The sequence below is a fragment of the Streptomyces sp. NPDC007863 genome, from assembly GCF_040633895.1.
Classification (GTDB): domain Bacteria; phylum Actinomycetota; class Actinomycetes; order Streptomycetales; family Streptomycetaceae; genus Streptomyces.
In genome coordinates this window covers 147966-170852 of sequence record NZ_JBEYEI010000004.1, presented here as the reverse complement: position 1 = coordinate 170852, position 22887 = coordinate 147966, and the positions used below count along the sequence as shown (strand labels likewise).

19 protein-coding genes are annotated in these 22887 nt (G+C 72.2%); 15 read left to right on the top strand and 4 right to left on the bottom strand.

The window, feature by feature from the left end:
• Positions 1-240 precede the first annotated feature (240 nt).
• The 5 genes from ABZ621_RS08080 to ABZ621_RS08060 all read left to right on the top strand — a co-directional run bounded on the left by ABZ621_RS08080 (position 241) and on the right by ABZ621_RS08060 (position 7408).
• Entirely contained in the window at positions 241-2088 is a 1848-nt protein-coding gene (locus ABZ621_RS08080) for an acetolactate synthase large subunit (protein ID WP_360601871.1), read from the top strand.
• A gap of 35 nt (positions 2089-2123) precedes the next feature.
• Entirely contained in the window at positions 2124-2648 is a 525-nt protein-coding gene (gene ilvN, locus ABZ621_RS08075; RefSeq protein ID WP_360601869.1) for an acetolactate synthase small subunit, read from the top strand.
• A 74-nt stretch (positions 2649-2722) separates the two neighbouring features.
• A complete protein-coding gene (ilvC, locus tag ABZ621_RS08070) occupies positions 2723-3724 on the top strand; it encodes a ketol-acid reductoisomerase (RefSeq protein WP_360317357.1) in 1002 nt (333 codons plus the stop codon).
• Positions 3725-3960: 236 nt separating this feature from the next.
• The gene (gene serA, locus ABZ621_RS08065; protein ID WP_360601867.1) at positions 3961-5550 is read left to right on the top strand and encodes a phosphoglycerate dehydrogenase; all 1590 of its coding nucleotides are present in this window, start codon (positions 3961-3963) and stop codon (positions 5548-5550) included.
• A gap of 136 nt (positions 5551-5686) precedes the next feature.
• A complete protein-coding gene (locus ABZ621_RS08060) occupies positions 5687-7408 on the top strand; it encodes a protein kinase (RefSeq protein WP_360601865.1) in 1722 nt (573 codons plus the stop codon).
• A 27-nt stretch (positions 7409-7435) separates the two neighbouring features.
• Here the strand turns inward: ABZ621_RS08060 and ABZ621_RS08055 are convergent, their stop codons facing one another.
• Entirely contained in the window at positions 7436-8776 is a 1341-nt protein-coding gene (locus tag ABZ621_RS08055; RefSeq protein ID WP_360601863.1) for a helix-turn-helix domain-containing protein, read from the bottom strand.
• A 195-nt stretch (positions 8777-8971) separates the two neighbouring features.
• On the opposite strand from ABZ621_RS08055, the gene ABZ621_RS08050 reads away from it, so the two are divergent.
• From ABZ621_RS08050 to ABZ621_RS08040, 3 genes are all read left to right on the top strand, one after another.
• A complete protein-coding gene (locus ABZ621_RS08050; RefSeq protein WP_360601861.1) occupies positions 8972-9898 on the top strand; it encodes a proline dehydrogenase family protein in 927 nt (308 codons plus the stop codon).
• Positions 9899-9934: 36 nt separating this feature from the next.
• A complete protein-coding gene (gene pruA, locus ABZ621_RS08045) occupies positions 9935-11566 on the top strand; it encodes an L-glutamate gamma-semialdehyde dehydrogenase (protein ID WP_360601859.1) in 1632 nt (543 codons plus the stop codon).
• Positions 11567-11689: 123 nt separating this feature from the next.
• Positions 11690-12229 (top strand): GNAT family N-acetyltransferase, encoded by a 540-nt coding sequence (locus ABZ621_RS08040; RefSeq protein ID WP_360601857.1) that lies wholly within the window; start codon positions 11690-11692, stop codon positions 12227-12229.
• 19 nt (positions 12230-12248) lie between these two features.
• On the opposite strand, the gene ABZ621_RS08035 is transcribed toward ABZ621_RS08040, so the two are convergent.
• The gene (locus ABZ621_RS08035) at positions 12249-12980 is read right to left on the bottom strand and encodes a hypothetical protein (RefSeq protein ID WP_360601855.1); all 732 of its coding nucleotides are present in this window, start codon (positions 12978-12980) and stop codon (positions 12249-12251) included.
• Positions 12977-13333 carry a PadR family transcriptional regulator gene (locus ABZ621_RS08030; protein ID WP_360601853.1) on the bottom strand — a complete coding sequence of 119 codons (357 nt, stop codon included), beginning with the start codon at positions 13331-13333 and terminating at the stop codon, positions 12977-12979. The genes ABZ621_RS08035 and ABZ621_RS08030 overlap by 4 nt, the downstream gene beginning before the upstream one ends.
• A gap of 286 nt (positions 13334-13619) precedes the next feature.
• Between ABZ621_RS08030 and ABZ621_RS08025 the strand changes: the two genes are divergently transcribed.
• The 3 genes from ABZ621_RS08025 to ABZ621_RS08015 all read left to right on the top strand — a co-directional run bounded on the left by ABZ621_RS08025 (position 13620) and on the right by ABZ621_RS08015 (position 16220).
• Complete coding sequence (locus ABZ621_RS08025; protein ID WP_360601851.1) at positions 13620-13751, top strand: hypothetical protein; 132 nt, start codon at positions 13620-13622, stop codon at positions 13749-13751.
• A gap of 99 nt (positions 13752-13850) precedes the next feature.
• The gene (locus tag ABZ621_RS08020) at positions 13851-14891 is read left to right on the top strand and encodes a 3-isopropylmalate dehydrogenase (RefSeq protein WP_360601849.1); all 1041 of its coding nucleotides are present in this window, start codon (positions 13851-13853) and stop codon (positions 14889-14891) included.
• Between the two features lie 243 nt (positions 14892-15134).
• The gene (locus tag ABZ621_RS08015) at positions 15135-16220 is read left to right on the top strand and encodes a branched-chain amino acid aminotransferase (protein WP_360601847.1); all 1086 of its coding nucleotides are present in this window, start codon (positions 15135-15137) and stop codon (positions 16218-16220) included.
• Positions 16221-16232: 12 nt separating this feature from the next.
• Here the strand turns inward: ABZ621_RS08015 and ABZ621_RS08010 are convergent, their stop codons facing one another.
• Positions 16233-17657 carry a cytosine permease gene (locus ABZ621_RS08010; RefSeq protein WP_360601845.1) on the bottom strand — a complete coding sequence of 475 codons (1425 nt, stop codon included), beginning with the start codon at positions 17655-17657 and terminating at the stop codon, positions 16233-16235.
• Positions 17658-17928: 271 nt separating this feature from the next.
• On the opposite strand from ABZ621_RS08010, the gene ABZ621_RS08005 reads away from it, so the two are divergent.
• The 4 genes from ABZ621_RS08005 (at position 17929) to cimA (ending at position 22882) form a co-directional block, all read left to right on the top strand.
• Positions 17929-18948, top strand: coding sequence for an agmatine deiminase family protein (locus ABZ621_RS08005; RefSeq protein ID WP_360601843.1), 1020 nt, complete (start codon positions 17929-17931; stop codon positions 18946-18948).
• A 93-nt stretch (positions 18949-19041) separates the two neighbouring features.
• Positions 19042-19587 carry a TetR/AcrR family transcriptional regulator gene (locus tag ABZ621_RS08000; protein WP_360602273.1) on the top strand — a complete coding sequence of 182 codons (546 nt, stop codon included), beginning with the start codon at positions 19042-19044 and terminating at the stop codon, positions 19585-19587.
• 75 nt (positions 19588-19662) lie between these two features.
• Positions 19663-20982 carry an MFS transporter gene (locus ABZ621_RS07995; RefSeq protein WP_360601841.1) on the top strand — a complete coding sequence of 440 codons (1320 nt, stop codon included), beginning with the start codon at positions 19663-19665 and terminating at the stop codon, positions 20980-20982.
• Positions 20983-21265: 283 nt separating this feature from the next.
• On the top strand, positions 21266-22882 hold the full coding sequence (gene cimA / locus ABZ621_RS07990) for a citramalate synthase (protein ID WP_360601839.1): 1617 nt from the start codon (positions 21266-21268) through the stop codon (positions 22880-22882).
• Positions 22883-22887 lie beyond the last annotated feature (5 nt).

The following is a 22887-nucleotide window of genomic DNA, read 5'->3' as shown; positions in this document are numbered from 1 at the left end:
CCACTTGACAGTGGTGTGGCCCGAGAGGGAGGGTCAATGCCATGCGCACCCGAATTCTCGTACTTGGAAAGCGCGTCGGCTGAAGCCGGGCCCCTGAAGGCCGGCTGAGAACCACCCGACGCGCTCCCCTCGCTTGCCTTCCGGCACGAGGGGTTTTTTGTTGCACCGGTTCTCCCGGAAGTCGACGCCAAACCCCGTAAAACCCCCGCAAAAAACCCTCTGCTTCGAGAAGAGATGCTGATGACCGAGCAGGCCACCGGGCACCATCCGCAGCCGCGGCCCCGCAGCGGCGCGACGCCCGCCCCCACCGTCGAGCACGTCACGGGCGCGCAGTCCCTCATCCGCTCTCTCGAAGAGGTGGGCGCGGACACCGTCTTCGGCATTCCGGGCGGCGCCATCCTCCCGGCGTACGACCCGATGATGGATTCCCGGCGCGTCCGCCACGTCCTCGTCCGCCACGAGCAGGGCGCGGGCCACGCGGCCACCGGCTACGCCCAGGCCACCGGCAAGGTCGGCGTCTGCATGGCGACCTCGGGCCCCGGTGCCACCAACCTCGTCACCCCGATCGCCGACGCCCACATGGACTCCGTCCCCATGGTCGCGATCACCGGCCAGGTCTCCTCCAAGGCCATCGGCACGGACGCCTTCCAGGAGGCGGACATCTGCGGCATCACCATGCCGATCACCAAGCACAACTTCCTGGTCACCAAGGCCGAGGACATCCCGCGGACCATCGCCGAGGCCTTCCACATCGCCTCCACCGGCCGCCCCGGCCCGGTCCTGGTCGACATCGCCAAGGACGCCCTCCAGGCCAAGACCACCTTCTCCTGGCCGCCGCAGACCGACCTGCCCGGCTACCGCCCGGTGACCAAGCCGCACGCCAAGCAGATCCGCGAGGCCGCCAAGCTGATCACCGCCGCCAAGCGCCCGGTCCTCTACGTCGGCGGCGGTGTCATCAAGTCCGGCGCCACGGCCGAGCTGAAGGTCCTGGCCGAGCTGACCGGCGCCCCCGTCACCACCACCCTGATGGCCCTGGGCGCCTTCCCCGACAGCCACCCGCAGCACGTCGGCATGCCCGGCATGCACGGTGCCGTCACCGCCGTCACCGCGCTCCAGAAGGCCGACCTGATCGTCGCCCTCGGCGCCCGCTTCGACGACCGCGTCACCGGCAAGCTGGACAGCTTCGCCCCGTACGCCAAGATCGTCCACGCGGACATCGACCCGGCCGAGATCGGCAAGAACCGCGCCGCCGACGTCCCGATCGTGGGCGACGCCCGCGAGGTCATCGCCGACCTGGTCCAGGCCGTCCAGGCCGAGCACACCGAGGGCAACAAGGGCGACTACACCGCCTGGTGGTCCGACCTGAACCGCTGGCGCGAGACCTACCCGCTCGGCTACGACCTGCCGGAGGACGGCAGCCTCTCGCCGCAGCAGGTCATCCAGCGCGTCGGGCAGCTGGCCCCCGAGGGCACGATCTTCGCGGCCGGCGTCGGCCAGCACCAGATGTGGGCCGCCCACTTCATCGACTACGAGAAGCCCGCCACCTGGCTGAACTCCGGCGGCGCCGGGACCATGGGCTACGCCGTCCCGGCCGCCATGGGCGCCAAGGCCGGCATGCCCGAGCGCACGGTCTGGGCGATCGACGGCGACGGCTGTTTCCAGATGACCAATCAGGAGCTCACCACCTGCGCCCTGAACAACATCCCGATCAAGGTCGCCATCATCAACAACGGCGCCCTCGGGATGGTCCGCCAGTGGCAGACCCTCTTCTACAACCAGCGTTACTCCAACACCGTCCTGCACTCCGGCCCGGACGACGTCAACCCGGAGGCCAAGGGCACCCGTGTCCCGGACTTCGTGAAGCTCTCCGAGGCCATGGGCTGTGTCGCCCTGCGCTGCGAGTCCCCGGAGGACCTCGACAAGGTCATCGCCGAGGCCAACGCCATCAACGACCGGCCGGTCGTCGTCGACTTCATCGTCCACGAGGACGCCCAGGTCTGGCCGATGGTCGCCGCCGGCACCTCCAACGACGAGGTCATGGCCGCCCGGGGCGTCCGCCCCGACTTCGGCGACGGCGAAGACGACTGAGCAGCGACGAGCCACAGGGAAGAGACCCACACACCATGTCCAAGCACACGCTCTCCGTCCTGGTCGAGAACACGCCCGGCATCCTCGCCCGGATCGCCGCCCTGTTCTCCCGCCGCGGCTTCAACATCGACTCCCTCGCCGTCGGCGTCACCGAGCACCCCGACATCAGCCGCATCACCATCGTGGTCAACGTCGAGGACCTGCCCCTGGAGCAGGTGACCAAGCAGCTCAACAAGCTGGTCAACGTCCTGAAGATCGTCGAACTCGAGCCCAGCGCCGCGATCCAGCGCGAGCTCGTCCTGGTGAAGGTCCGCGCCGACAACGAGACCCGCTCCCAGATCGTCGAGATCGTCAAGCTCTTCCGCGCCAAGACCGTCGACGTCTCGCCCGAGGCCGTCACCATCGAGGCCACCGGTTCGAGCGACAAGCTGGACGCCATGCTCAAGATGCTGGAGCAGTTCGGCGTCAAGGAGCTCGTCCAGTCGGGCACCATCGCCATAGGGCGCGGCGCCCGGTCCATCACGGACCGGTCCCTGCGGGCGCTCGACCGTTCCGCCTGACGAGACCAGAAGACTTCCTGTCCACCACCCGCCGTACGGTGGGACGCAACACCAGCACACCAAGGAGAATCCCAGTGGCCGAGCTGTTCTACGACGCCGACGCCGACCTCTCGATCATCCAGGGCCGCAAGGTCGCGGTGATCGGTTACGGCAGCCAGGGTCACGCCCACGCCCTGTCGCTCCGCGACTCGGGTGTCGACGTCCGCGTCGGTCTGCACGAGGGCTCGAAGTCCAAGGCCAAGGCCGAGGAGCAGGGCCTGCGCGTGGTCACCCCCGCCGAGGCGGCGGCCGAGGCCGACCTCATCATGATCCTGATCCCGGACCCGATCCAGGCCAAGGTCTACGAGGAGTCCATCGCGCCGAACCTGAAGGACGGCGACGCGCTGTTCTTCGCCCACGGCTTCAACGTCCGCTTCGGCTTCATCAAGCCCCCGGCCGGCGTCGACGTCGCCCTGGTCGCCCCGAAGGGCCCGGGCCACCTGGTCCGCCGTCAGTACGAGGAGGGCCGCGGCGTCCCCGCGATCGCCGCCGTCGAGCAGGACGCCACCGGCAACGCGTTCGCCCTGGCCCTGTCGTACGCGAAGGCGATCGGCGGCACCCGCGCCGGCGTCATCAAGACGACCTTCACCGAGGAGACCGAGACCGACCTCTTCGGCGAGCAGGCCGTCCTCTGCGGTGGCGCCTCCGCGCTCGTCAAGGCGGGCTTCGAGACCCTGGTCGAGGCCGGCTACCAGCCGGAGATCGCCTACTTCGAGTGCCTCCACGAGCTGAAGCTGATCGTCGACCTCATGTACGAGGGCGGCCTGGAGAAGATGCGCTGGTCCGTCTCCGAGACCGCCGAGTGGGGCGACTACATCACCGGCCCGCGCGTCATCACCGCCGACACCAAGGCCGAGATGAAGAAGGTCCTCACCGAGATCCAGGACGGCACCTTCGCCAAGAACTGGATGGACGAGTACCACGGCGGCCTGAAGAAGTACAACGAGTACAAGACCCAGGACGAGCAGCACCTCCTGGAGACCACCGGCAAGGAGCTGCGCAAGCTCATGAGCTGGGTGAACGACGAGGAGGCGTAAGCCTCTCGGCGCGGGGCCGGACACTTCGTCCGGCCCCGCGCCGCATCCTTGGACACCTCGTCCAACCACGGACGGGTGATCCTTCCAACGAGGCGTACGACGTGCGCCGATGCGGCACTACACTGCTCAACAACATCGCGTCTGGCCCACAGCGTCGTGCGCTTCCACGCGGCAAGCCCCCTCCACCGCCTGCGGCCGTCGGGACGGCCGTCCGCACTGCCTCTGTGAGGACTCACGTGAGCTCGAAACCTGTCGTACTCATCGCTGAAGAGCTGTCGCCCGCCACCGTCGACGCCCTGGGACCGGACTTCGAGATCCGGCACTGCAACGGCGCCGACCGCGCCGAGCTGATCCCCGCGATCGCCGACGTCGACGCCATCCTCATCCGCTCGGCGACCAAGGTCGACGCGGAGGCCATCGCCGCCGCCAAGAAGCTGCGGGTCGTCGCCCGCGCCGGCGTCGGCCTGGACAACGTGGACGTCTCCGCCGCCACCAAGGCCGGCGTGATGGTCGTGAACGCCCCGACCTCCAACATCGTCACCGCCGCCGAGCTCGCCTGCGGCCTTCTCGTCGCCACCGCGCGCAACATCCCGCAGGCCAACACCGCGCTGAAGAACGGCGAGTGGAAGCGGAACAAGTACACGGGCGTCGAGCTCAGCGAGAAGACCCTCGGCGTCGTCGGCCTCGGCCGCATCGGCGTCCTGGTCGCCCAGCGCATGTCCGCCTTCGGCATGAAGATCGTCGCGTACGACCCCTACGTGCAGCCGGCCCGCGCCGCCCAGATGGGGGTGAAGCTGCTGACCCTGGACGAGCTCCTGGAGGTCGCCGACTTCATCACCGTCCACCTGCCGAAGACCCCGGAGACCCTCGGTCTCATCGGTGACGAGGCGCTGCACAAGGTCAAGCCGAGCGTCCGCATCGTCAACGCCGCCCGCGGCGGGATCGTCGACGAGGCCGCGCTGTACTCGGCCCTCAAGGAGGGCCGCGTCGCCGGCGCCGGCCTCGACGTGTACGCCAAGGAGCCCTGCACGGACTCCCCGCTCTTCGAGCTCGACCAGGTCGTCTGCACCCCGCACCTCGGCGCCTCCACCGACGAGGCCCAGGAGAAGGCCGGCATCGCCGTCGCCAGGTCGGTGCGCCTCGCGCTCGCCGGCGAGCTGGTGCCGGACGCGGTCAACGTCCAGGGCGGCGTCATCGCCGAGGACGTGAAGCCGGGTCTGCCGCTCGCCGAGAAGCTCGGCCGGATCTTCACCGCCCTCGCGGGCGAGGTCGCGGCCCGCCTCGACGTCGAGGTGTACGGAGAGATCACCCAGCACGACGTCAAGGTGCTCGAACTCTCCGCGCTCAAGGGCGTGTTCGAGGACGTCGTCGACGAGACCGTGTCCTATGTGAACGCCCCGCTCTTCGCGCAGGAGCGCGGTGTCGAGGTCCGCCTCACCACCAGCTCCGAGTCGCCCGACCACCGCAACATGGTCACCGTGCGCGGCACGCTCTCCAGCGGCGAGGAGGTGTCGGTCTCCGGCACCCTGGCCGGCCCCAAGCACCTCCAGAAGATCGTCGCCGTCGGCGACTACGACGTGGACCTGGCGCTCGCCGACCACATGGTCGTGCTGCGCTACGAGGACCGCCCCGGCGTCGTCGGCACCGTCGGCCGGATCCTCGGCGAGGCCGGTCTGAACATCGCCGGCATGCAGGTCTCCCGTACGGAGGAGGGCGGCGAGGCGCTCGTCGTCCTCACCGTCGACGACACCGTCCCCGCGGCCGTGATCGCCGAGATCTCCACGGAGATCGGCGCCACCTCGGCCCGCTCGGTCAACCTGATCTGACACCCGGCCCGCACGGCCCGTCTCCCGCACCCGGTCCCCGGACGACCGCCCCTCAGGGGCCGTCCGGCGGCCGGGTGCGGTGCTGTTTGCCCGTGATCCCGCCCCGGCCGGCGGGGTCCCCTCGTACACTCCGGGAATGGCGGAGACACGGGTGGGGGACTGGCTCGTCGACGACACCGCGCCGCTCGGCAGCGGGCACTTCGCGCGGGTGCTGCCGGCCCGCCGGGTGCGGCAGGACATGGACGGACACGTCGAGCACCGGGCGGTGAAGATCTACCACGCCCGGGGCGACGCGGAGCAGCGCCGGCGGGCCCTGGACGAGATCCGGGTCCAGGAGCGGCTGATGGGCTGCCCGCACGCGGTGGCGTACGTGGACGCCTTCATCGCCCCGGAAGGGCCCTTCGCCGGCTGCCTGGTGCAGGTGATGGAGCTGGGCGACCGCTCGCTCGGCCATCACCTGGACGCCGTGGGCCCGCTGCCGCCGTACGACGCGGCCGCCGCGCTCGCGGGAGTGGCGGAGGCGCTGGAGCACGTGCACGGCAGGGGACTGGTGCACGCGGACCTGAAGCCCGGCAACATCGTGCGCTGCCGCGGCCTGTGGAAGATCGCGGACTTCAACGTGGCCACGGCCCTGCGGGAGACCGTCGCCCGGGACCTGGGAGGCACACCGTCCTACATGTCGCCGCAGCGGCTGGCGGCGGCCACGGGAGGGCGCCGCGAGGTGCGGCCGGCCGACGACGCCTGGGCCCTGGGCGTCGTCCTCGCCCAGTGTCTGCTCGGCGGTCTGCCCTCGTACGTCGGCGAGCCGCGCGCCGAGGAGGCGTCCCGGCTGGCCCGGGAGCTCCTGGACGCGCTCGGCGCCCGCGGCACGGATCCGCGCGCGGCCGACCTGGTGCGGGAGCTGCTCGCGGCCGAGCCCGCGGACCGGCCCACCGCGAGGGCGGCCGCGCGCCGGCTGCGGGACCTGGCCGGGACGGTGCCGCTCCCGCGCACCCGCCCGCTGCCGTACGCGGCGGTGGCGGTGGCCTCCTACGGCGACCCGCACCTGGAGGTCTTCGCGGCGGACTCCCGCGGACTGTGCCACGGCTGGAACGTCTACGGCTGGAGCAAGTGGCACCCGATGGACGCGCCCGCGCCCGCCGCCGCCCTGGCGGCCGGCGCCCCGGAGACGTACCGGCAGCACCTGTGGCTCCTCGACCGCGACGGGCGGCTGTGGCAGCGGGCCCTGTCCGTGGATCCGAAGACCCATGTGCCGATCGACGACTGGGCGGCGTGGGAGTCCGTCCCGACGCCCGGCGGTGCCCCGCTGGCGGACATCGCGGCGGCCGGGGCGCCGTGGGCCGCGCACCGGCTGTACGCGGTCGACGGGGACGGCGTCGGCTGGCAGCGGGAGCGGCGGGAGGACGACGGGTGGGCGCCCTGGGCGCCGGTGCCCGGCACGCACGGGGAGCTGGTGGCCCTGCGGCCGGGCGTCGCCTGCGGCGGTCTCGCCGCCGTCGACCGGTCCGGCGCCGTGTGGCGCGGCCACGGGGGCGCCACGGGCCGGTGGCGACGGGAGCCGGACGGGGACGGCCCGGTGCTCGCCGTCGTGCCGCTGCCGGACGAGGCCCTGGTCGTCCTCGCGGGCGGCCGCTGCGTCCTGCGGCCCGGCGGCCTGTACACCGGCCCCTTCCCCGAGCCGCCGCCGGCCGCCTACACGCGCCTCGCCGGCACCTCGCGCTGGAACGGGCACATCGAACTCGTCCTCGGCGACGACGAGGGCCGGCTCGTGCACACCTGGGCCATGCGGGACTCCGCCGGGTGCTGGCGGTGGGACGCCCGGTGGTGGGAGCTGCGGGACGCCGGGCCGACCGGCTGAACCGGCCGGTGCCTCAGAGCCGGTCCCTCAGAGCCGGGCCGCCTTCAGGGCCATGTGGAGGAGGAGGCGGTCCTCGCCGGAGTCCAGGTCGAGGCCGGTGAGCTGTTCGACCCGGGAGAGGCGGTAGTAGAGCGTCTGCCGGTGGATGCCCAGGGCCGCCGCCGTGCGGCCCGCCTGGCCCGCGTGGTCGAGGAACACCTCGGCCGTGCGGGCCAGTTCCGTGTGCGCGGGAGCGAGCAGCGCCCGCACCGCCGGGTCGGGCTCGGCCCGCGGGAGGGCGGTGAGCAGCCGGTACGCGCCGAGCTCCGACCAGTGGGCGAGCGGGCCGAGGCGGGGCTGGGAGTGCGCGGTACGGGCGGCGGCCGAGGCCTCGCGCCAGCAGAGGTCCAGCTCCCCGAGTCCCCGCCGGGGCGCGGCGATCCCCGCCACGGCCGCCGGCCCGGCCGTGTCCCGCAGCCGCCCGGCGGCGGTGGTCGCGGGGGAGAGGTTGTCGCCGGAGCGCAGCCGCACCAGCACCGCGAGGGCCCGCTGCGGCCCGGGCCCGGGGGCGTAGCCCCGGTCGGACGGTGCCGCGGAGGGTCCCTGCCCGGCCGCCGTGCCGCGCGCGGAGCCGGTAGCGGCGGACGCGGCGCGGGCCCCCCGGGCCGGGCCGCCGCGGGCCGGGTCGGGCCCGGGGGCCGCGTCGCCCCCGGTCGTGCCGGCGCCCCGGGCCGGGGCACCGGCGTGGTGGCCGCCCGGGCCCTGCCAGGGGAGGGCGCAGACGGCGGCGGCGCCGGGGACCGTACGGGGGGAGGGGGAGTCCTCGCCGGTCCAGGGGGCGACGCAGAGCAGGGCGTGGAGGCCGTCCGCGTCCGGGCCCAGGGCCGTGCGGAGGGCGGCGACGGCCATGTCGTACTGCCAGCCGCGCTCCGCCGTGAGGACGGCCCGCAGCTCGCGGGAGAGGTCGGCGCCCGCCCGTTCCTCGTCGGCGAGGAGCTCGCCGATGCGCGCGGCGACCTCCATCGCGGCGGTGAGCCGCTCGTGCGAGGGGCCGGGCTCGGCGTCCAGGAGCCAGACGTAGCCGAGGACGACACCCCGATGGCGCACCGGGAGGCAGATCCGGTCCCGGTAGACGCCCGCGTCGGGCGCGGCCGGGATGCGGACGGGGCCGGTGGCCCGGGTGATGCCGAAGCCCTCGAACCAGGCGCGGACCGCCGGGGTGGACTTGCGGGTCAGGATCGAGCGGGTGCGGACCGGGTCCATCGCGCTGTCGTCGTCGCTGTCGTGGGCCCCGAAGGCGATCAGCCCGAAATCGCGGTTCTCCAGGGTCGCCGGGGTGCCGAGCAGCGCCGAGATCTCGTCCACCAGCTCCTGGTAATCGCCCTTCACGGGGCCCATTCTCGCACCGCCGGACGGTTCCTTCAGACAGTTGTCTGAGGGCGTGTTCACGGATGCGTGACAGCTGTAGATGGCGCAGGATCGGAGCGATCCTTAGGTTTCACGGTGGTTACCCGTGCTGTTCCCGGTTCGTACCCCCGCGACCGGTAATGGCCCCGTTCTTCCTTGCCCCTCTGGAGGTGCCCCGTGCTGGGTCCCGTGATCCTCGCCGCCTCGCGCAGCGACAAGATGCGCCGTCTCGTGTCGGCCGCGCCCGGGACCAAGCAGGTCGTCGCGCGCTTCATCGCCGGCGAGATCGTGGACGACGTCGTCCCGATCGTCCGGGACCTGACCGCCCGCGGCCTGGAGGTCACGCTCGACGTCGTCGGCGAGGACATCACCACCGTCGAGCAGTCCCACGCCGCCCGGGACGCCTACCTGGAGCTGATCGGCCGCCTCAAGGAGCTGGGCCTCGGCGAGCGCGCCGAGATGTCCGTGAAGCTCTCGATGTTCGGCCAGTCGCTGGAGAACGGCCACGAGCTGGCCCTTTCCAACGTGCGCCCGGTCGTCGTCGCCGCCGCCGAGATCGGCACCACGGTCACCCTGGACGCCGAGGACCACACCACCCTCGACTCGATGTTCGCCATCCACGAGGAGCTGCGGAAGGACTTCCCGCAGACCGGCTGCGTCATCCAGGCCTACCTCTTCCGCACCGAGGAGGACGCCCGCCGCCTCGCCGCGAACGGCTCCCGGGTGCGCATCGTGAAGGGCGCCTACAAGGAGCCCGCCGAGGTCGCCCTCCAGGACAAGGCCGAGATCGACAAGGCGTACGTCCGGATCATGAAGATCCTGATGGACGGCGAGGGCTACCCGATGATCGGCTCGCACGACCCGCGCCTGATCGCCATCGGCCAGGAGCTGGCCCGCCGCGCCGGGCGCAAGCTGGACGAGTACGAGTTCCAGATGCTGTACGGCATCCGCTCCGAGGAGCAGAACCGCCTCGCCGCCGAGGGCCACCGCATGCGCGTCTACACGGCCTACGGCACCGACTGGTACGGCTACTTCATGCGCCGCCTGGCGGAGAAGCCGGCCAACCTGCTCTTCTTCGTCCGCTCCATCCTGACCAAGGGCTGAGCCCACCTCCCCCTCTTTGAAGGAGTCAAGACCCTCATGGACGCTGTGACCCAGGTCCCCGCTCCCGTCAACGAGCCGGTGCACGGCTACGCCCCCGGTTCCCCGGAGCGCGCCCGTCTGGAGGCCAGGCTCAAGGAGCTGGCCGACAACCCGCGCGAGCTGCCGATGACCATCGGCGGCGTGAAGCGCATGGGCGGCGGCGACGAGTTCAAGGTCGTCCAGCCGCACAACCACAAGTCCGTCATCGGCACCTTCCGCGGCGCCACGCAGCAGGACGCCCAGGACGCGATCGACGCGGCCCTGGCCGCCGCCCCGGCCTGGCGCGCGATGTCCTTCGACGACCGCGCCGCGATCATCCTGCGCGCCGCCGAGCTGCTCGCCGGCCCCTGGCGCGAGACGCTGGCCGCCTCGACCATGCTCGGCCAGTCGAAGACCGCCCAGCAGGCCGAGATCGACACCCCGTGCGAGCTCGTCGACTTCTGGCGCTTCAACGTGGCGTACGCCCGTCAGATCCTGGCCGAGCAGCCGCCGGCCAACTCCCCGGGCGTGTGGAACCGACTGGACCACCGCCCGCTGGAGGGCTTCGTCTACGCGATCACGCCGTTCAACTTCACGGCCATCGCGGGCAACCTGCCCACCGCCCCCGCCCTCATGGGCAACGTGGTGGTCTGGAAGCCGTCCCCGACGCAGACCCACTCCGCCGTGCTCCTCATGGAGCTCCTGGAGGAGGCCGGCCTGCCGAAGGGCGTCATCAACCTGGTCACCGGCGACGGCATCGCCGTCTCCGAGGTGGCGCTGCACCACCGCGACCTCGCCGGCATCCACTTCACCGGCTCGACCAAGACCTTCCAGCACCTGTGGAAGACGGTCGGCACCAACATCGAGAAGTACCGCTCCTACCCGCGGATCGTCGGCGAGACCGGCGGCAAGGACTTCGTCGTCGCCCACCCCAGCGCCGACCGCGCCGTCCTGAAGACCGCGCTGACCCGCGGCTCCTTCGAGTTCCAGGGCCAGAAGTGCTCCGCGTCCTCGCGGGCGTACATCCCGGCCTCCATCTGGAACGACGGCTTCAAGGAGGAGTTCGCGGCCGAGGTCGACGGCATCGCCATGGGTGACGTCACCGACCTGTCGAACTTCATCGGTGCCGTCATCGACGACCGCTCGTTCGCGAAGAACAAGGCGGCGATCGACCGTGCGTCCTCCGACCCGAGCTGCACGATCGTCGCCGGCGGCACCTACGACGACTCGGAGGGCTACTTCGTCCGCCCGACCGTCATCGAGTGCACCGACCCGGAGAACGAGGTCTTCAAGGCCGAGTACTTCGGCCCGATCCTCGCCGTCCACGTCTACGAGGACGACCAGTACGACGCCATGCTGGAGCAGATGGAGTCGGTCTCCGACTACGCGCTGACCGGCGCCGTCATCTCCAACGACCGCGCCGCCGCCGCGCACACGATGGAGAAGCTCCGCTTCGCCGCGGGCAACTTCTACATCAACGACAAGTCGACCGGCGCCGTCGTCGGCCAGCAGCCCTTCGGCGGCGGCCGCGCCTCCGGCACCAACGACAAGGCCGGCGCCCCGCAGAACCTGATGCGCTGGACGCTGACCCGCGCCATCAAGGAGACGCTGGTCCCGCCGACCGAGTACGGCTACCCGCACATGGGCTGAGCCCCGCCCGCCGCGTCAGCGGCCCCTGATCACCGCCCCCCTCCCCGGTCCCCCCAGGCCGGGGTCGGGGGCGGTACTCATGTCCCCCCGGGGGCGCCCGGGCGGCTGTGGAAGGGTGAGGGGATGACGACCGTGCGGACCGCACCCACCCACGAACTCGGCGCGGAGCGGCTGGCGGCCGTCCGCGCGCTGCTCGACGCCGCCTTCGAGGGGGACTTCTCCGCGGAGGACTGGGACCACACCCTGGGCGGGATCCACGCCTGGGCGGAGGACGCGGCCGGGCTCGTCGCCCACGGGGCCGTCGTCCAGCGCCGGGTGCTGCACCGCGGCGGCTCGTACCGGATCGGGTACGTGGAGGGCGTCGCCGTCCGGGCCGACGCGCGGCGCCGGGGGCTCGGCGGGGCGGTCGTGGACGCCCTGGAGCGGGTCGTCGACGCCACCCACCGCTTCGGCGCGCTCTCCGCCTCCGACGAGGGCGCGGCGCTCTACCGGGCGCGCGGCTGGCAGGTGTGGGGCGGCCGGATCGCGGTGCTCGGGCCGGACGGCACCGTCCCGCTCCCCGAGGAGGAGGGCGGGGTCCTCGTCCGCCCGGCCGCCGGGCTCGCGCTGCCCGACCCCGGCGCCCCGCTGGTCTTCGACTGGCGCGACGGCGACGTGGTCTGAGCCCGCCGCGCCCGCCGTCCTACTTCGCCCCGGCCTGCCGCTCGCGGCCGGTGGCCGTCTCCAGGGAGGCCGTCCACACGCCGAGGAGGGACGAGAACAGGGCGACGGCGAGCGCGAACCCGGGGGCGCCGAGCCCGCCGACGAAGAACGCCAACGTCGCGCCGCCCGTCAGGAGCACCCACACCGCGAGCGCCGCCTTGCCCCGGCGGCTCAGGAACAGCCACTGGCGCGGGGCGGCCGGCGGGGCGGCCAGCGCGCCCGCCGGGCCGGCCGTCGCCGCCGCCGGGCGCTTGAAGTAGCCGTACACCAGCCACTCGCCGCACAGCTCCCAGCCCTCCGGCGTCAGCTCGTCCTCGACCCGGGCGCGCCGCCGGCCGGCGATCACCTCGCGGCGGTACTCCCAGCGGAGCGCCGTGCCGGGGGTGCGGCGGCAGACGAAGCGGCCGAGGGGGTCGAGGGACTCGACCTCCCAGCCCTGGGCGCCGTGCACCGTCAGCATCCGCCGGTCGTTGAAGAGGTCGGCGGTCCACGTCCAGTGCTCGGCCGCCTCGTCGGGGCCGTCCGGCTCGGGGGCCCGCCCGCCGAGCCGGGCCGCGAACCTGGCGGCCGGGCCGAACTCCTCCTCGGGGGAGGCGCCGGTCTCGGCGAGGTGGGCCCGCAGGTCCTCCACGGTGGCCTCGATCTGCGCCGCCGGGACGCCGCCGGCGGCGAGGACCCCGGCCACCTCGGCGAAGTAGTCGTCGTCGTTCATGTGGTGCTTCCCCCTGTGTGCGGTGCGGTGTCGTGCAGCGCGCCGTCGACGGCGCGGTGGAACTCCCGCCACGCCCGGCTCTCCCCGGCGAGGCGCTCGCGCCCCAGGGGGGTCAGCCGGTAGTAGCGGCGGCCCGGGCCGCGCTCGGCGGCCCGGAACTCGGCCTCCACCAGTCCGGCCTCCTCCAGGCGGTTCAGGACGGGATAGAGCGTCCCGCCCTTGATCTCGCCGAGGCCCGCCTCGGCGAGCGCCTTGGCGATCTCGTACCCGTAGCTCTCTCCGTCGGTCAGGCGGGAGAGGACGAGCAGGTCGAGGACTCCCTTGAGCCAACTGGATCTGCGGTCTGCGGCCATGATCGCATTGCATCACCACCTAGGTAGGAACGCAAGCTAGGTAGGCACGGCGAGGCCCGGGCGTCTCAGATAGTAGGAAGTCCGAGTAATTGTGGAGACAGATGCGGGTCCCTGGCCTAGCTTTGTAGAAGCCGAACGTCTCGCTTCATCAGCGAATGGCGGTCGAGAGCGCGACGCCCTGTGCAGGCAACCCCTGCGGCGGCGCTCCCCGCCCCTTCCGGCGCCTTCGATCACCACTGATCTCCGCACGCCCGGATCACCACTGATCTCAAGGAGTCGATCCCCCATGGCCGTTCAGACCGCCCCCCGCGTCCGTCACTCCGTCGCCCGTCCCAGCGACGAGGCCCGGCAGAACGCCGCCGCCGCCCTCCAGCGCGCCCTCGACCGCCGTGACAACGGCGGCTCCACCGGCCACTGATCCGTCGGGCCGGACCCGTCCGGCCGCCCGACGCCTGGCGGTTCGTCCACATGGTGGACGTACCGTGTCAGACGATGGGACGAAGAGTAGGGTGCCGCCATGTCTCACAGCATCAATCTCGCAGTCATTCCCGGCGACGGCATCGGCCAGGAGGTCGTGGCCCAGGGCCTCAAGGTCCTCACGGCCGTGCTTCCCCAGGACGTGAAGCTGGAGACGGAGGAGTACGACTTCGGCGCCCGGCGCTACCACGCCACCGGTGAGACCCTCACCGACGCCGACCTCGACTCCCTCAAGAAGCACGACGCCATCCTGCTCGGCGCGATCGGCGACCCCTCGGTCCCGTCCGGCGTCCTGGAGCGCGGCTTCCTCCTGAAGCTGCGCTTCGCCTTCGACCACCACGTCAACCTGCGCCCCTCCCGGCTGCTCCCCGGCGTCGCGACCCCGCTCGCCGGCCAGCCCGCGATCGACTTCGTCGTCGTCCGCGAGGGCACCGAGGGCCCGTACACGGGCAACGGCGGCACCATCCGCAAGGGCACCGAGCACGAGGTCGCCACCGAGGTCTCGGTCAACACCGCCTTCGGCGTCGAGCGCGTGGTCCGGGACGCCTTCGCCCGCGCCCAGGCCCGCCCGCGCAAGAAGCTGACGCTGGTCCACAAGAACAACGTGCTGACCTTCGCAGGCCACCTCTGGACCGACATCTTCAACCGGGTCGCCCAGGAGTTCCCCGAGGTCACCACCGACTACCTGCACGTCGACGCGGCGACGATCTTCCTCGTCACCGACCCGGCCCGCTTCGACGTCATCGTCACCGACAACCTCTTCGGCGACATCATCACCGACCTCGCCGCGGCCGTCTCCGGCGGCATCGGCGTCGCCGCCTCGGGCAACATCAACCCGAGCCGCGACTTCCCGTCCATGTTCGAGCCGGTCCACGGCTCCGCGCCGGACATCGCGGGCCAGGGCAAGGCCGACCCCACGGCCACCGTCCTCTCCGTCGCCCTCCTCCTGCGCCACCTCGGCTACGAGGCCGAGGCCGCCCGCGTCGAAGCGGCCGTCGAGGCCGACCTGACCGAGCGGGGCGCCGCCGTCCGCACGACGGACGAGATCGGCGACGCGCTCGCCGCGCGAGTAGCGAGCTGACCCGCGCGTCACTGACATCTCTCAGCAGCCGCCGGGTCTCCCACGCACCCGGCGGCTGTTCTCGTACGGTCGCGGGGTGCCGCCATCGACCACGGACCGCCTCACCCGCCTTTCGTACCCGGCTTCCCACGCGCGATAATCGGACGTGGGCCGCCACATGCGGGAAAGCTCGGACGTCCTAGCAGTCATGCCGGGCGGGCGGGGCGCGGTCCGACACACACAACCGGTGAAGGACAAGCACCCATGACGACGATCGAGCTCAAGCCCTCCTCCAGCACGCTGTCCGACGCGGAGCGCGCGGAGATCCTGGCCAACCCGGGATTCGGCCGCCACTTCACCGACCACATGGTCACCGTCCGCTGGACCGAGGGCCGCGGCTGGCACGACGGCCAGCTCGTGCCGTACGGCCCGCTCTCCCTCGACCCCGCGACCAACGTGCTCCACTACGCCCAGGAGATCTTCGAGGGCCTGAAGGCGTACCGCCGCCCCGACGGCTCGGTCGCCTCCTTCCGCCCGGACGCCAACGCCCGCCGCTTCCAGCGCTCCGCGCACCGGCTCGGCATGCCCGAACTGCCGGTCGAGACCTTCATCGAGGCGTGCGACCTGCTGGTCCGCCAGGACGAGGCCTGGGTGCCGGAGCACGGCGGCGAGTCCTCGCTCTACCTGCGCCCGTTCATGATCGCCACCGAGGTCGGCCTGGGCGTCCGCCCGGCCAACGAGTACCTCTTCGTCGTCATCGCCTCCCCGGCGGGCCCGTACTTCCCCGGCGGCGTCAAGCCGGTCTCCATCTGGGCCTCCGAGGACCGCGTCCGCGCCGTCCCCGGCGGCATGGGCGACGCCAAGACCGGCGGCAACTACGCGGCCTCCCTGCTCGCGCAGGCCGAGGCGGCGGCCAAGGGCTGCGAGCAGGTCTGCTACCTCGACGCGGTCGAGCACAAGTGGGTCGAGGAACTCGGCGGCATGAACATGTACTTCGTGTACGGGAACAAGATCATCACCCCGGCCCTCACCGGCTCCATCCTGGAGGGCATCACCCGCGACTCGCTCCTCGCCCTCGCCGCCGACCTCGGCTACGAGGTCGAGGAGGGCCGCGTCTCCATCGACCAGTGGCAGGCGGACAGCGCCGCCGGCACCCTCACCGAGGTCTTCGCCTGCGGCACCGCCGCGGCCATCACCCCGGTCGGCACGGTCAAGTCCGCCCGGGGCGAGTGGCAGCAGTCGGGCGGCGAGCCCGGCGAGGTCACGATGAAGCTGCGCGAGGCGCTGCTCGCCATCCAGACCGGCAAGGCCGAGGACGTCCACGGCTGGATGCACGAGCTCGGCAAGTAGTCACTCCGTCGGTCACTCCGACGCCGCCAGGGCTTCCGGGGCCGTCACGGTCCCGGAGGCCCCGCGCGGCGTCAGGGCGGCGTACAGGACGCCGCCCACCACTCCCGAGAGCACGAAGCTGCAGTCGATCCCGCCGGTCAGGGCCAGCAGCGGACCCTCGTACAGCGGGGTGGAGACGGCCGCGAGACCGACGGCCGCGCCGAGCACCCAGGAGGCGGTGGCGCGCGGGTGCCAGCCTGCCGCGTACCAGTAGATCCCGCCGCGCGAGCGCCGGTTGTAGACCTGGAGCGCCTCGGGGTCGTACTCCCCGCGGCAGCGCGCGTGCCCGATGAGGGTGATGACCGCCCACGGGGTGCCGATCGCGGTCAGGAGCAGGACGAACGAGGTCATCGCCGACTGGGCGTCCGAGGCGAAGTGGCCGAGGAAGACGAAGCCGGTGGCGACCGCCGCCACCACGACCGTGGCGCGCGCCCGGGTGGCCCGGGGCAGGATCGCGTCCAGGTCCAGGCCCATCGAGTAGAGCATCAGACCGGCGTTGCCGACGGAGCCGGCGGTGGCGGCCAGCAGCAGCGGGACCAGGTACCAGCCGGGGGAGGCGGCGACCAGCGGCCCCGCGTAGTCGAGGCCCGCGCGGGCGGCCAGCGCCGTGTACGTACCGAAGAGCTGGGGCACCAGCAGGCCGACGAGGAGGCCCAGCCAGGTGGCCCGGCGGACCGCGCGGACGCTGTGCCGGGCGGGGGAGACGTAGCGGGTGTAGTCGCCGAGCAGGGTGATGAAGGCGACCGGGCCGCTGAGCCCCGCGGCGACCGCCGAGAGCAGCCAGGTCGGCCAGAAGGTGCCGAGCAGGTACGGGGTGTCCGGTGCGGGCGCGGCGGTGAAGTCGCCGGCGTACGCGACGAGTCCGAGGCCCAGCAGGGCGGTCATGCCGACGGCGAGCGCCTTGCTGAGGCGGAGCAGCAGCCGGTAGCCGTACACGGCGGCCACCGCCGTGCAGGCCGCGAGCAGCGCGTAGACGACGGCGTGCGCGCCGTCCCCGGTGGACGCCCCGGTGAGCCGGGCGAGCACGCCCACGATGACGTCGCCGCCGATCCACAGGGTCAGGGCGGTGTAGCCGAGCGAGAGCAGCAGCCCCACCACCGAGCCGACGAGCCGGCCGCGGACGCCGAAGAAGGCGCCCGAGGAGGTGGACAGGTTGGTGGCGGTACGCAGCGAGACCAGCGCCAGCGGGGCGGTGACGGCGACGCCGGCGAGGGTGCCGGCGACCACGGAGGTCACCGAGCCCCACAGGCCGAGGCCGAAGGAGACCGGCAGCCAGCCGAAGACGATCACGCCCAGGCAGAGGTTGGAGCCGAGCAGGATCGCGACGAGGTCGCGGGGGCCGCTGGTGCGTTCGGCCTCGGGGATGGTGTCGACTCCGCGTTGTTCGATCGTCGCCATGGGACCTCCGGGGGAGCGGAAGCGGATGTTTTTGAGTGGCGCTCAATGTGGCCTGTGCCTGGCGGACACGTCAATACTTGGAAGCGATCCGTCCAGCATTTAGAGTGTCGCTCAAACGGGAGGTGGATGACGTGCGACCGACCCCCACGGCGCGGGACCGGCTGCTGCCCCGCGGCGCCGCCGCGCCCGGATCGGCCCCGCCGTGCCGTTCCTCGACTCCCGTACCGGCTCCGTCTCCCCGAACCGCCTCTCCTTCCTCTAGGACCCGCCCATGACCTCGTACCGCATGCCCGCCGAGTGGACCCCGCACGAGCGGACCTGGATGGCCTGGCCGAGCCCCAACCCCACCTTCACGAGCGAAGAGGAGCTCGCCGAGGCCCGCGGGGCGTGGGCCTCCGTCGCCCGCGCCGTCCGCCGCTTCGAGCCGGTGACCATGGTCGTCGCCCCCGGCGACGCCGAGGGCGCCCGCGCCCTCCTCGGCGAGGATGTCGAGCTGGTCGAGCGGGAGCTCGACGACGCCTGGATGCGCGACATCGGCCCCACCTTCGTCACCGACGGCACCTCCCTGGCCGCCGTCGACTGGGTGTTCAACGGCTGGGGCGCCCAGGACTGGGCCCGCTGGGAGCACGACTCCAAGATCGCCCGCCATGTCGCGGACGCGGCGGACGTCCCCGTCCTGAGCAGCGAGCTGGTCAACGAGGGCGGCGGCATCCACGTCGACGGCGAGGGCACCGTCCTGCTCACCGACACCGTCCAGCTCGGCTCCGGCCGCAACCCCGAGTGGACCCGCGAGCAGGTCGAGCGGGAGATCCACGCCAAGCTCGGCACCACCAAGGCGATCTGGCTCCCGCACGGCCTCGCCGGCGACTACGGCCTCTACGGCACCCAGGGCCACATCGACATCGTCGCCGCCTTCGCCCGCCCCGGCACCGTCCTCGTCCACGGGCAGCAGGACCCCCGTCACCCGGACTACGGCCGCTCCCGGCTGTACGTGGACCTCCTGCGCGCCCAGACCGACGCCCAGGGCCGCCCCCTGGAGGTCATCGAGGTCCCCGCTCCCACCGTCCTCACCGACGAGGAGGGCGACTGGGTCGACTACTCCTACATCAACCACTACCTCTGCAACGGCGCCGTGATCCTCTGCGCCTTCGACGACCCCCACGACGAGCTCGCCGCCGAGATCTTCCGCCGGCTGTTCCCGGACCGCGAGGTCGTCCTCGTCGACGCCCGGACGATCTTCGCGGCCGGCGGCGGCATCCACTGCATCACCCAGCAGCAGCCCTCGGTGTAGAACGTACGAGTGAGTCAGCAGAGCGATCAGGCCCCCGCCCCCCGCCGCCGCAACCAGGCGGCCCCGCCCCGGGAGGACGTCTTCGCCGCGGCCATGGACACCGTGGCCGCGCGGGGGCTCGACGGGCTGACCATGGCGGGGCTCGGCCGGCAGGTGGGGATGAGCAGCGGCCACCTCCTCTACTACTTCCGCACCAAGGACGAGCTGCTGCTGCAGACCCTGGAGTGGAGCGAGGGCCGGCTCGGGGCCGAGCGGGGAGCGCTGCTCTCCCGGCCCGGCAGCGCCCGCGAGCGGCTCGACGGATACGTCGCGGTGTACGTGCCCGACGGGCCGCGCGACCCCCACTGGACGCTCTGGCTGGAGGTCTGGAACCGCTCGCAGAACGCCGACGACGAGGCCAGGGCCCGCCAGGCCGCCATCGAGCGCGCCTGGCACCGGGACCTCGTCGCGATCCTCGCCGAGGGCGTCTCGCGCGGCGAGTTCCGGGCGGTGGACCCGGACCGATTCGCGAGCCGGATGCGGGCCCTCCTCGACGGCTACAGCGTGCACGTGGCGGTCGGTCTCCCCGGCACCGGACGGAGCGAAGTCCTCGCCCAGGTCAGGGAGTTCATCGACGAAACCCTGATTCCGCGAACGTAACGCACGCAAGTACTCCCGATCGTTGCCCCCTGCACCCTTGCCCGCCGCGGGCGGGGTCCGGCACGGTTCCGGGCCATGGGAAGAGATCACTGGAAGAAGATCTGGGTCGGCTCCGCCGGGAACATGGTCGAGTGGTTCGACTGGTTCGTGTACGCGAGCTTCGCGACCTACTTCGCGGGCGCCTTCTTCCCCGAGGGGAACGACACCGCCAAACTCATGAACACCGCCGGCATCTTCGCCGTCGGCTTCTTCATGCGCCCGGTCGGCGGCTGGCTCCTCGGCCGGGTCGGCGACCGCAAGGGCCGCAAGGCGGCCCTCACCCTCACCGTCACCCTCATGTCCGCCTCGGCGCTGCTCATCGCCGTCGCCCCCACCTACGCGGTCGCCGGCTACGGCGGCGCAGCCGTCCTCCTCGTCGCCCGCCTCCTCCAGGGACTCTCCGTCGGCGGCGAGTACGCGGCCAGCGCCACCTACCTCACCGAGGCGTCGGCCCCGCAGCACCGGGGCTTCGCCTCCAGCTTCCAGTACGTCTCCATGACGGCCGGACAGATCCTCGGCCTCGGCCTCCAGATCGTCCTGCAGCGGACCATGTCCACCGAGGCCCTGCACAGCTGGGGCTGGCGCATCCCCTTCATCGTGGGCGCCCTCGGCGCCGCCGTCGTCTTCTACCTGCGGCGGAACATGCTGGAGACCGAGGTGTACGAGGAGACCGCCGACGACGGCGTCGGTCAGGGCGAGAAGGGCACCCTCAAGGCCCTGTGGGCGCACAAGCGCGAGGCCTTCCTCGTCATCGCGCTCACCATGGGCGGCACGGTGGCCTACTACACGTACACCACCTACCTCACCAAGTACCTCTCCAACTCCGCCGGGCTGTCCAAGCAGACCGCCACCCTGGTCTCCTTCTGTGCGCTGATCGTCTTCGCCTGCGTCCAGCCGCTCGCCGGCCGGCTCTCCGACCGGATCGGCCGCCGCCCGCTGCTCATCACCTTCGCGGTCGGCTCGACGCTCCTCACCGTGCCGATCATGACGATGCTCAAGCACGCGGGCTCCTTCTGGCCGGCCCTCGGCCTCTCGCTCCTCGCCCTGCTGGTCATCACCGGCTACACCTCGATCAACGCCTGCGTGAAGGCCGAGCTCTTCCCGACCGGCATCCGCGCCCTCGGCGTCGCGCTGCCCTACGCCATCGCCAACGCCCTCTTCGGCGGCACCGCCGAGTACGTGGCCCTCTGGTTCAAGGACTCCGGCATCGAGTCCGGCTACTACTGGTACGTCGCCGGCTGCGCGGCCGTCTCCCTGATCGTGTACCTCACCATGCGGGAGACCCGGGACATCGACCTCGGCCGGGTCGGCAAGGCCGTGCCCGAGCAGCGGCGGGACCGGCTGCCCGTATCGTGAGACCGGCGTCCGGCCGGACGCCCGCCTGTGGCAGACTTCCGGCGTGCTTGCTACCACGATGATTATCGGCAGCAGCGCGCCGGTCCGCAGTGACCGCTGATCCGCGGAACGACCCCCCGCGGCAGTGGACACCGTGCCCCAGACCCGCGCGCAGACCTCTCGCACCCGCGAGGGGTTTTTTCGTTTTCCGGCCCCACCCGCGCCGGAGACGGTCGGCGCGTGAGAATGGGGGCAAGTGGATCCATACCTTCCGGAGCCACATCCGACAGGAGCCATCAGAGCCATGACCACGGAGAACGCCGAGGGCTCGCGCCTCGACGACAGTTTCCATGTCTTCGACACCACGCTGCGCGACGGAGCGCAGCGCGAGGGCATCAACCTCACCGTCGCGGACAAGCTGACCATCGCCCGGCACCTCGACGAGTTCGGCGTGGGCTTCATCGAGGGCGGCTGGCCCGGCGCCAACCCGCGCGACACCGAGTTCTTCGCCCGCGCCCGCCAGGAGATCGACTTCCGGCACGCGCAGCTCGTCGCCTTCGGCGCCACCCGCCGGGCCGGCGGCAGCGCCGCCGAGGACCCGCAGGTCAAGGCGCTCCTGGACTCCGGCGCCCCGGTGATCACCCTGGTCGCCAAGTCCCACGACCGGCACGTCGAACTGGCCCTGCGCACCACCCTCGACGAGAACCTGGAGATGGTCCGGGACACCGTCTCCCACCTGGTCGCCCAGGGCCGCCGCGTCTTCGTCGACATGGAGCACTTCTTCGACGGCTACAAGGCGAACCCCGACTACGCCAAGGCCGTGGTCAGCGCCGCGCACGAGGCCGGGGCCGACGTCGTCATCCTCTGCGACACCAACGGCGGCATGCTCCCCGCCCAGGTCCAGGCCGTGGTCTCCACCGTCCTCGCCGACACCGGCGCCCGGCTCGGCATCCACGCCCAGGACGACACCGGCTGCGCCGTCGCCAACACCCTCGCCGCCGTCGACGCGGGCGCCACCCACGTCCAGTGCACCGCCAACGGCTACGGCGAGCGGGTCGGCAACGCCAACCTCTTCCCCGTCGTCGCGGCCCTGGAGCTCAAGTACGACAAGCGGGTGCTGCCCGAGGGCGCGCTCGCCGAGATGACCCGCATCTCGCACGCCATCGCCGAGGTCGTCAACCTCACCCCCTCCACCCACCAGCCGTACGTCGGCGTCTCCGCCTTCGCCCACAAGGCCGGCCTGCACGCCTCGGCCATCAAGGTCGACCCCGACCTCTACCAGCACATCGACCCCGAGCTGGTCGGCAACACCATGCGGATGCTCGTCTCCGACATGGCCGGCCGGGCCTCCATCGAGCTCAAGGGCAAGGAGCTCGGCGTCGACCTCGGCGGCGACCGCGCGCTCGTCGCCCGGGTCGTCGAGCGGGTCAAGGAGCGCGAGCTCCGGGGCTACACGTACGAGGCCGCCGACGCCTCCTTCGAGCTGCTGCTGCGCTCCGAGGCCGAGGGCCGGGCCCGCCGCTACTTCCGCACCGAGTCCTGGCGGGCGATCACCGAGAACCGCCCCGACGGCACCCACGCCAACGAGGCCACGGTCAAGCTCTGGGCCAAGGGCGAGCGGATGCTCGCCACCGCCGAGGGCAACGGCCCGGTCAACGCCCTCGACCGCGCCCTGCGGGTCGCCCTGGAGCGGATCTACCCGCAGCTCGCCAAGTTCGAGCTGGTCGACTACAAGGTCCGCATCCTCGAAGGCCGGCACGGCACCGAGTCCACCACCCGCGTCCTCGTCACGACCAGCGACGGCAACACCGAGTGGTCCACGGTCGGCGTCGGCGAGAACGTCATCGCGGCCTCCTGGCAGGCCATCGAGGACGCCTTCACCTACGGGCTGCTGCGGGCGGGGGTCGACCCCGCCGAGTAACCGAT

What these genes read in the sequence shown, in the direction of transcription:
- ABZ621_RS08080 (WP_360601871.1), top strand. Translation starts at nt 241, where the DNA reads ATGACCGAGCAGGCCACCGGGCACCATCCGCAGCCGCGGCCCCGCAGC.
- cimA (WP_360601839.1), top strand. Translation starts at nt 21,266, where the DNA reads ATGACCACGGAGAACGCCGAGGGCTCGCGCCTCGACGACAGTTTCCAT.
- ABZ621_RS08040 (WP_360601857.1), top strand. Translation starts at nt 11,690, where the DNA reads ATGACGACCGTGCGGACCGCACCCACCCACGAACTCGGCGCGGAGCGG.
- ABZ621_RS08005 (WP_360601843.1), top strand. Translation starts at nt 17,929, where the DNA reads ATGACCTCGTACCGCATGCCCGCCGAGTGGACCCCGCACGAGCGGACC.
- ABZ621_RS08030 (WP_360601853.1), bottom strand. Translation starts at nt 13,333, where the DNA reads ATGGCCGCAGACCGCAGATCCAGTTGGCTCAAGGGAGTCCTCGACCTG.
- ABZ621_RS08000 (WP_360602273.1), top strand. Translation starts at nt 19,042, where the DNA reads ATGGACACCGTGGCCGCGCGGGGGCTCGACGGGCTGACCATGGCGGGG.
- ABZ621_RS08015 (WP_360601847.1), top strand. Translation starts at nt 15,135, where the DNA reads ATGACGACGATCGAGCTCAAGCCCTCCTCCAGCACGCTGTCCGACGCG.
- pruA (WP_360601859.1), top strand. Translation starts at nt 9,935, where the DNA reads ATGGACGCTGTGACCCAGGTCCCCGCTCCCGTCAACGAGCCGGTGCAC.
- ABZ621_RS07995 (WP_360601841.1), top strand. Translation starts at nt 19,663, where the DNA reads ATGGGAAGAGATCACTGGAAGAAGATCTGGGTCGGCTCCGCCGGGAAC.
- ABZ621_RS08035 (WP_360601855.1), bottom strand. Translation starts at nt 12,980, where the DNA reads ATGAACGACGACGACTACTTCGCCGAGGTGGCCGGGGTCCTCGCCGCC.
- ABZ621_RS08060 (WP_360601865.1), top strand. Translation starts at nt 5,687, where the DNA reads ATGGCGGAGACACGGGTGGGGGACTGGCTCGTCGACGACACCGCGCCG.
- ABZ621_RS08025 (WP_360601851.1), top strand. Translation starts at nt 13,620, where the DNA reads ATGGCCGTTCAGACCGCCCCCCGCGTCCGTCACTCCGTCGCCCGTCCC.
- ilvN (WP_360601869.1), top strand. Translation starts at nt 2,124, where the DNA reads ATGTCCAAGCACACGCTCTCCGTCCTGGTCGAGAACACGCCCGGCATC.
- ABZ621_RS08010 (WP_360601845.1), bottom strand. Translation starts at nt 17,657, where the DNA reads ATGGCGACGATCGAACAACGCGGAGTCGACACCATCCCCGAGGCCGAA.
- ABZ621_RS08020 (WP_360601849.1), top strand. Translation starts at nt 13,851, where the DNA reads ATGTCTCACAGCATCAATCTCGCAGTCATTCCCGGCGACGGCATCGGC.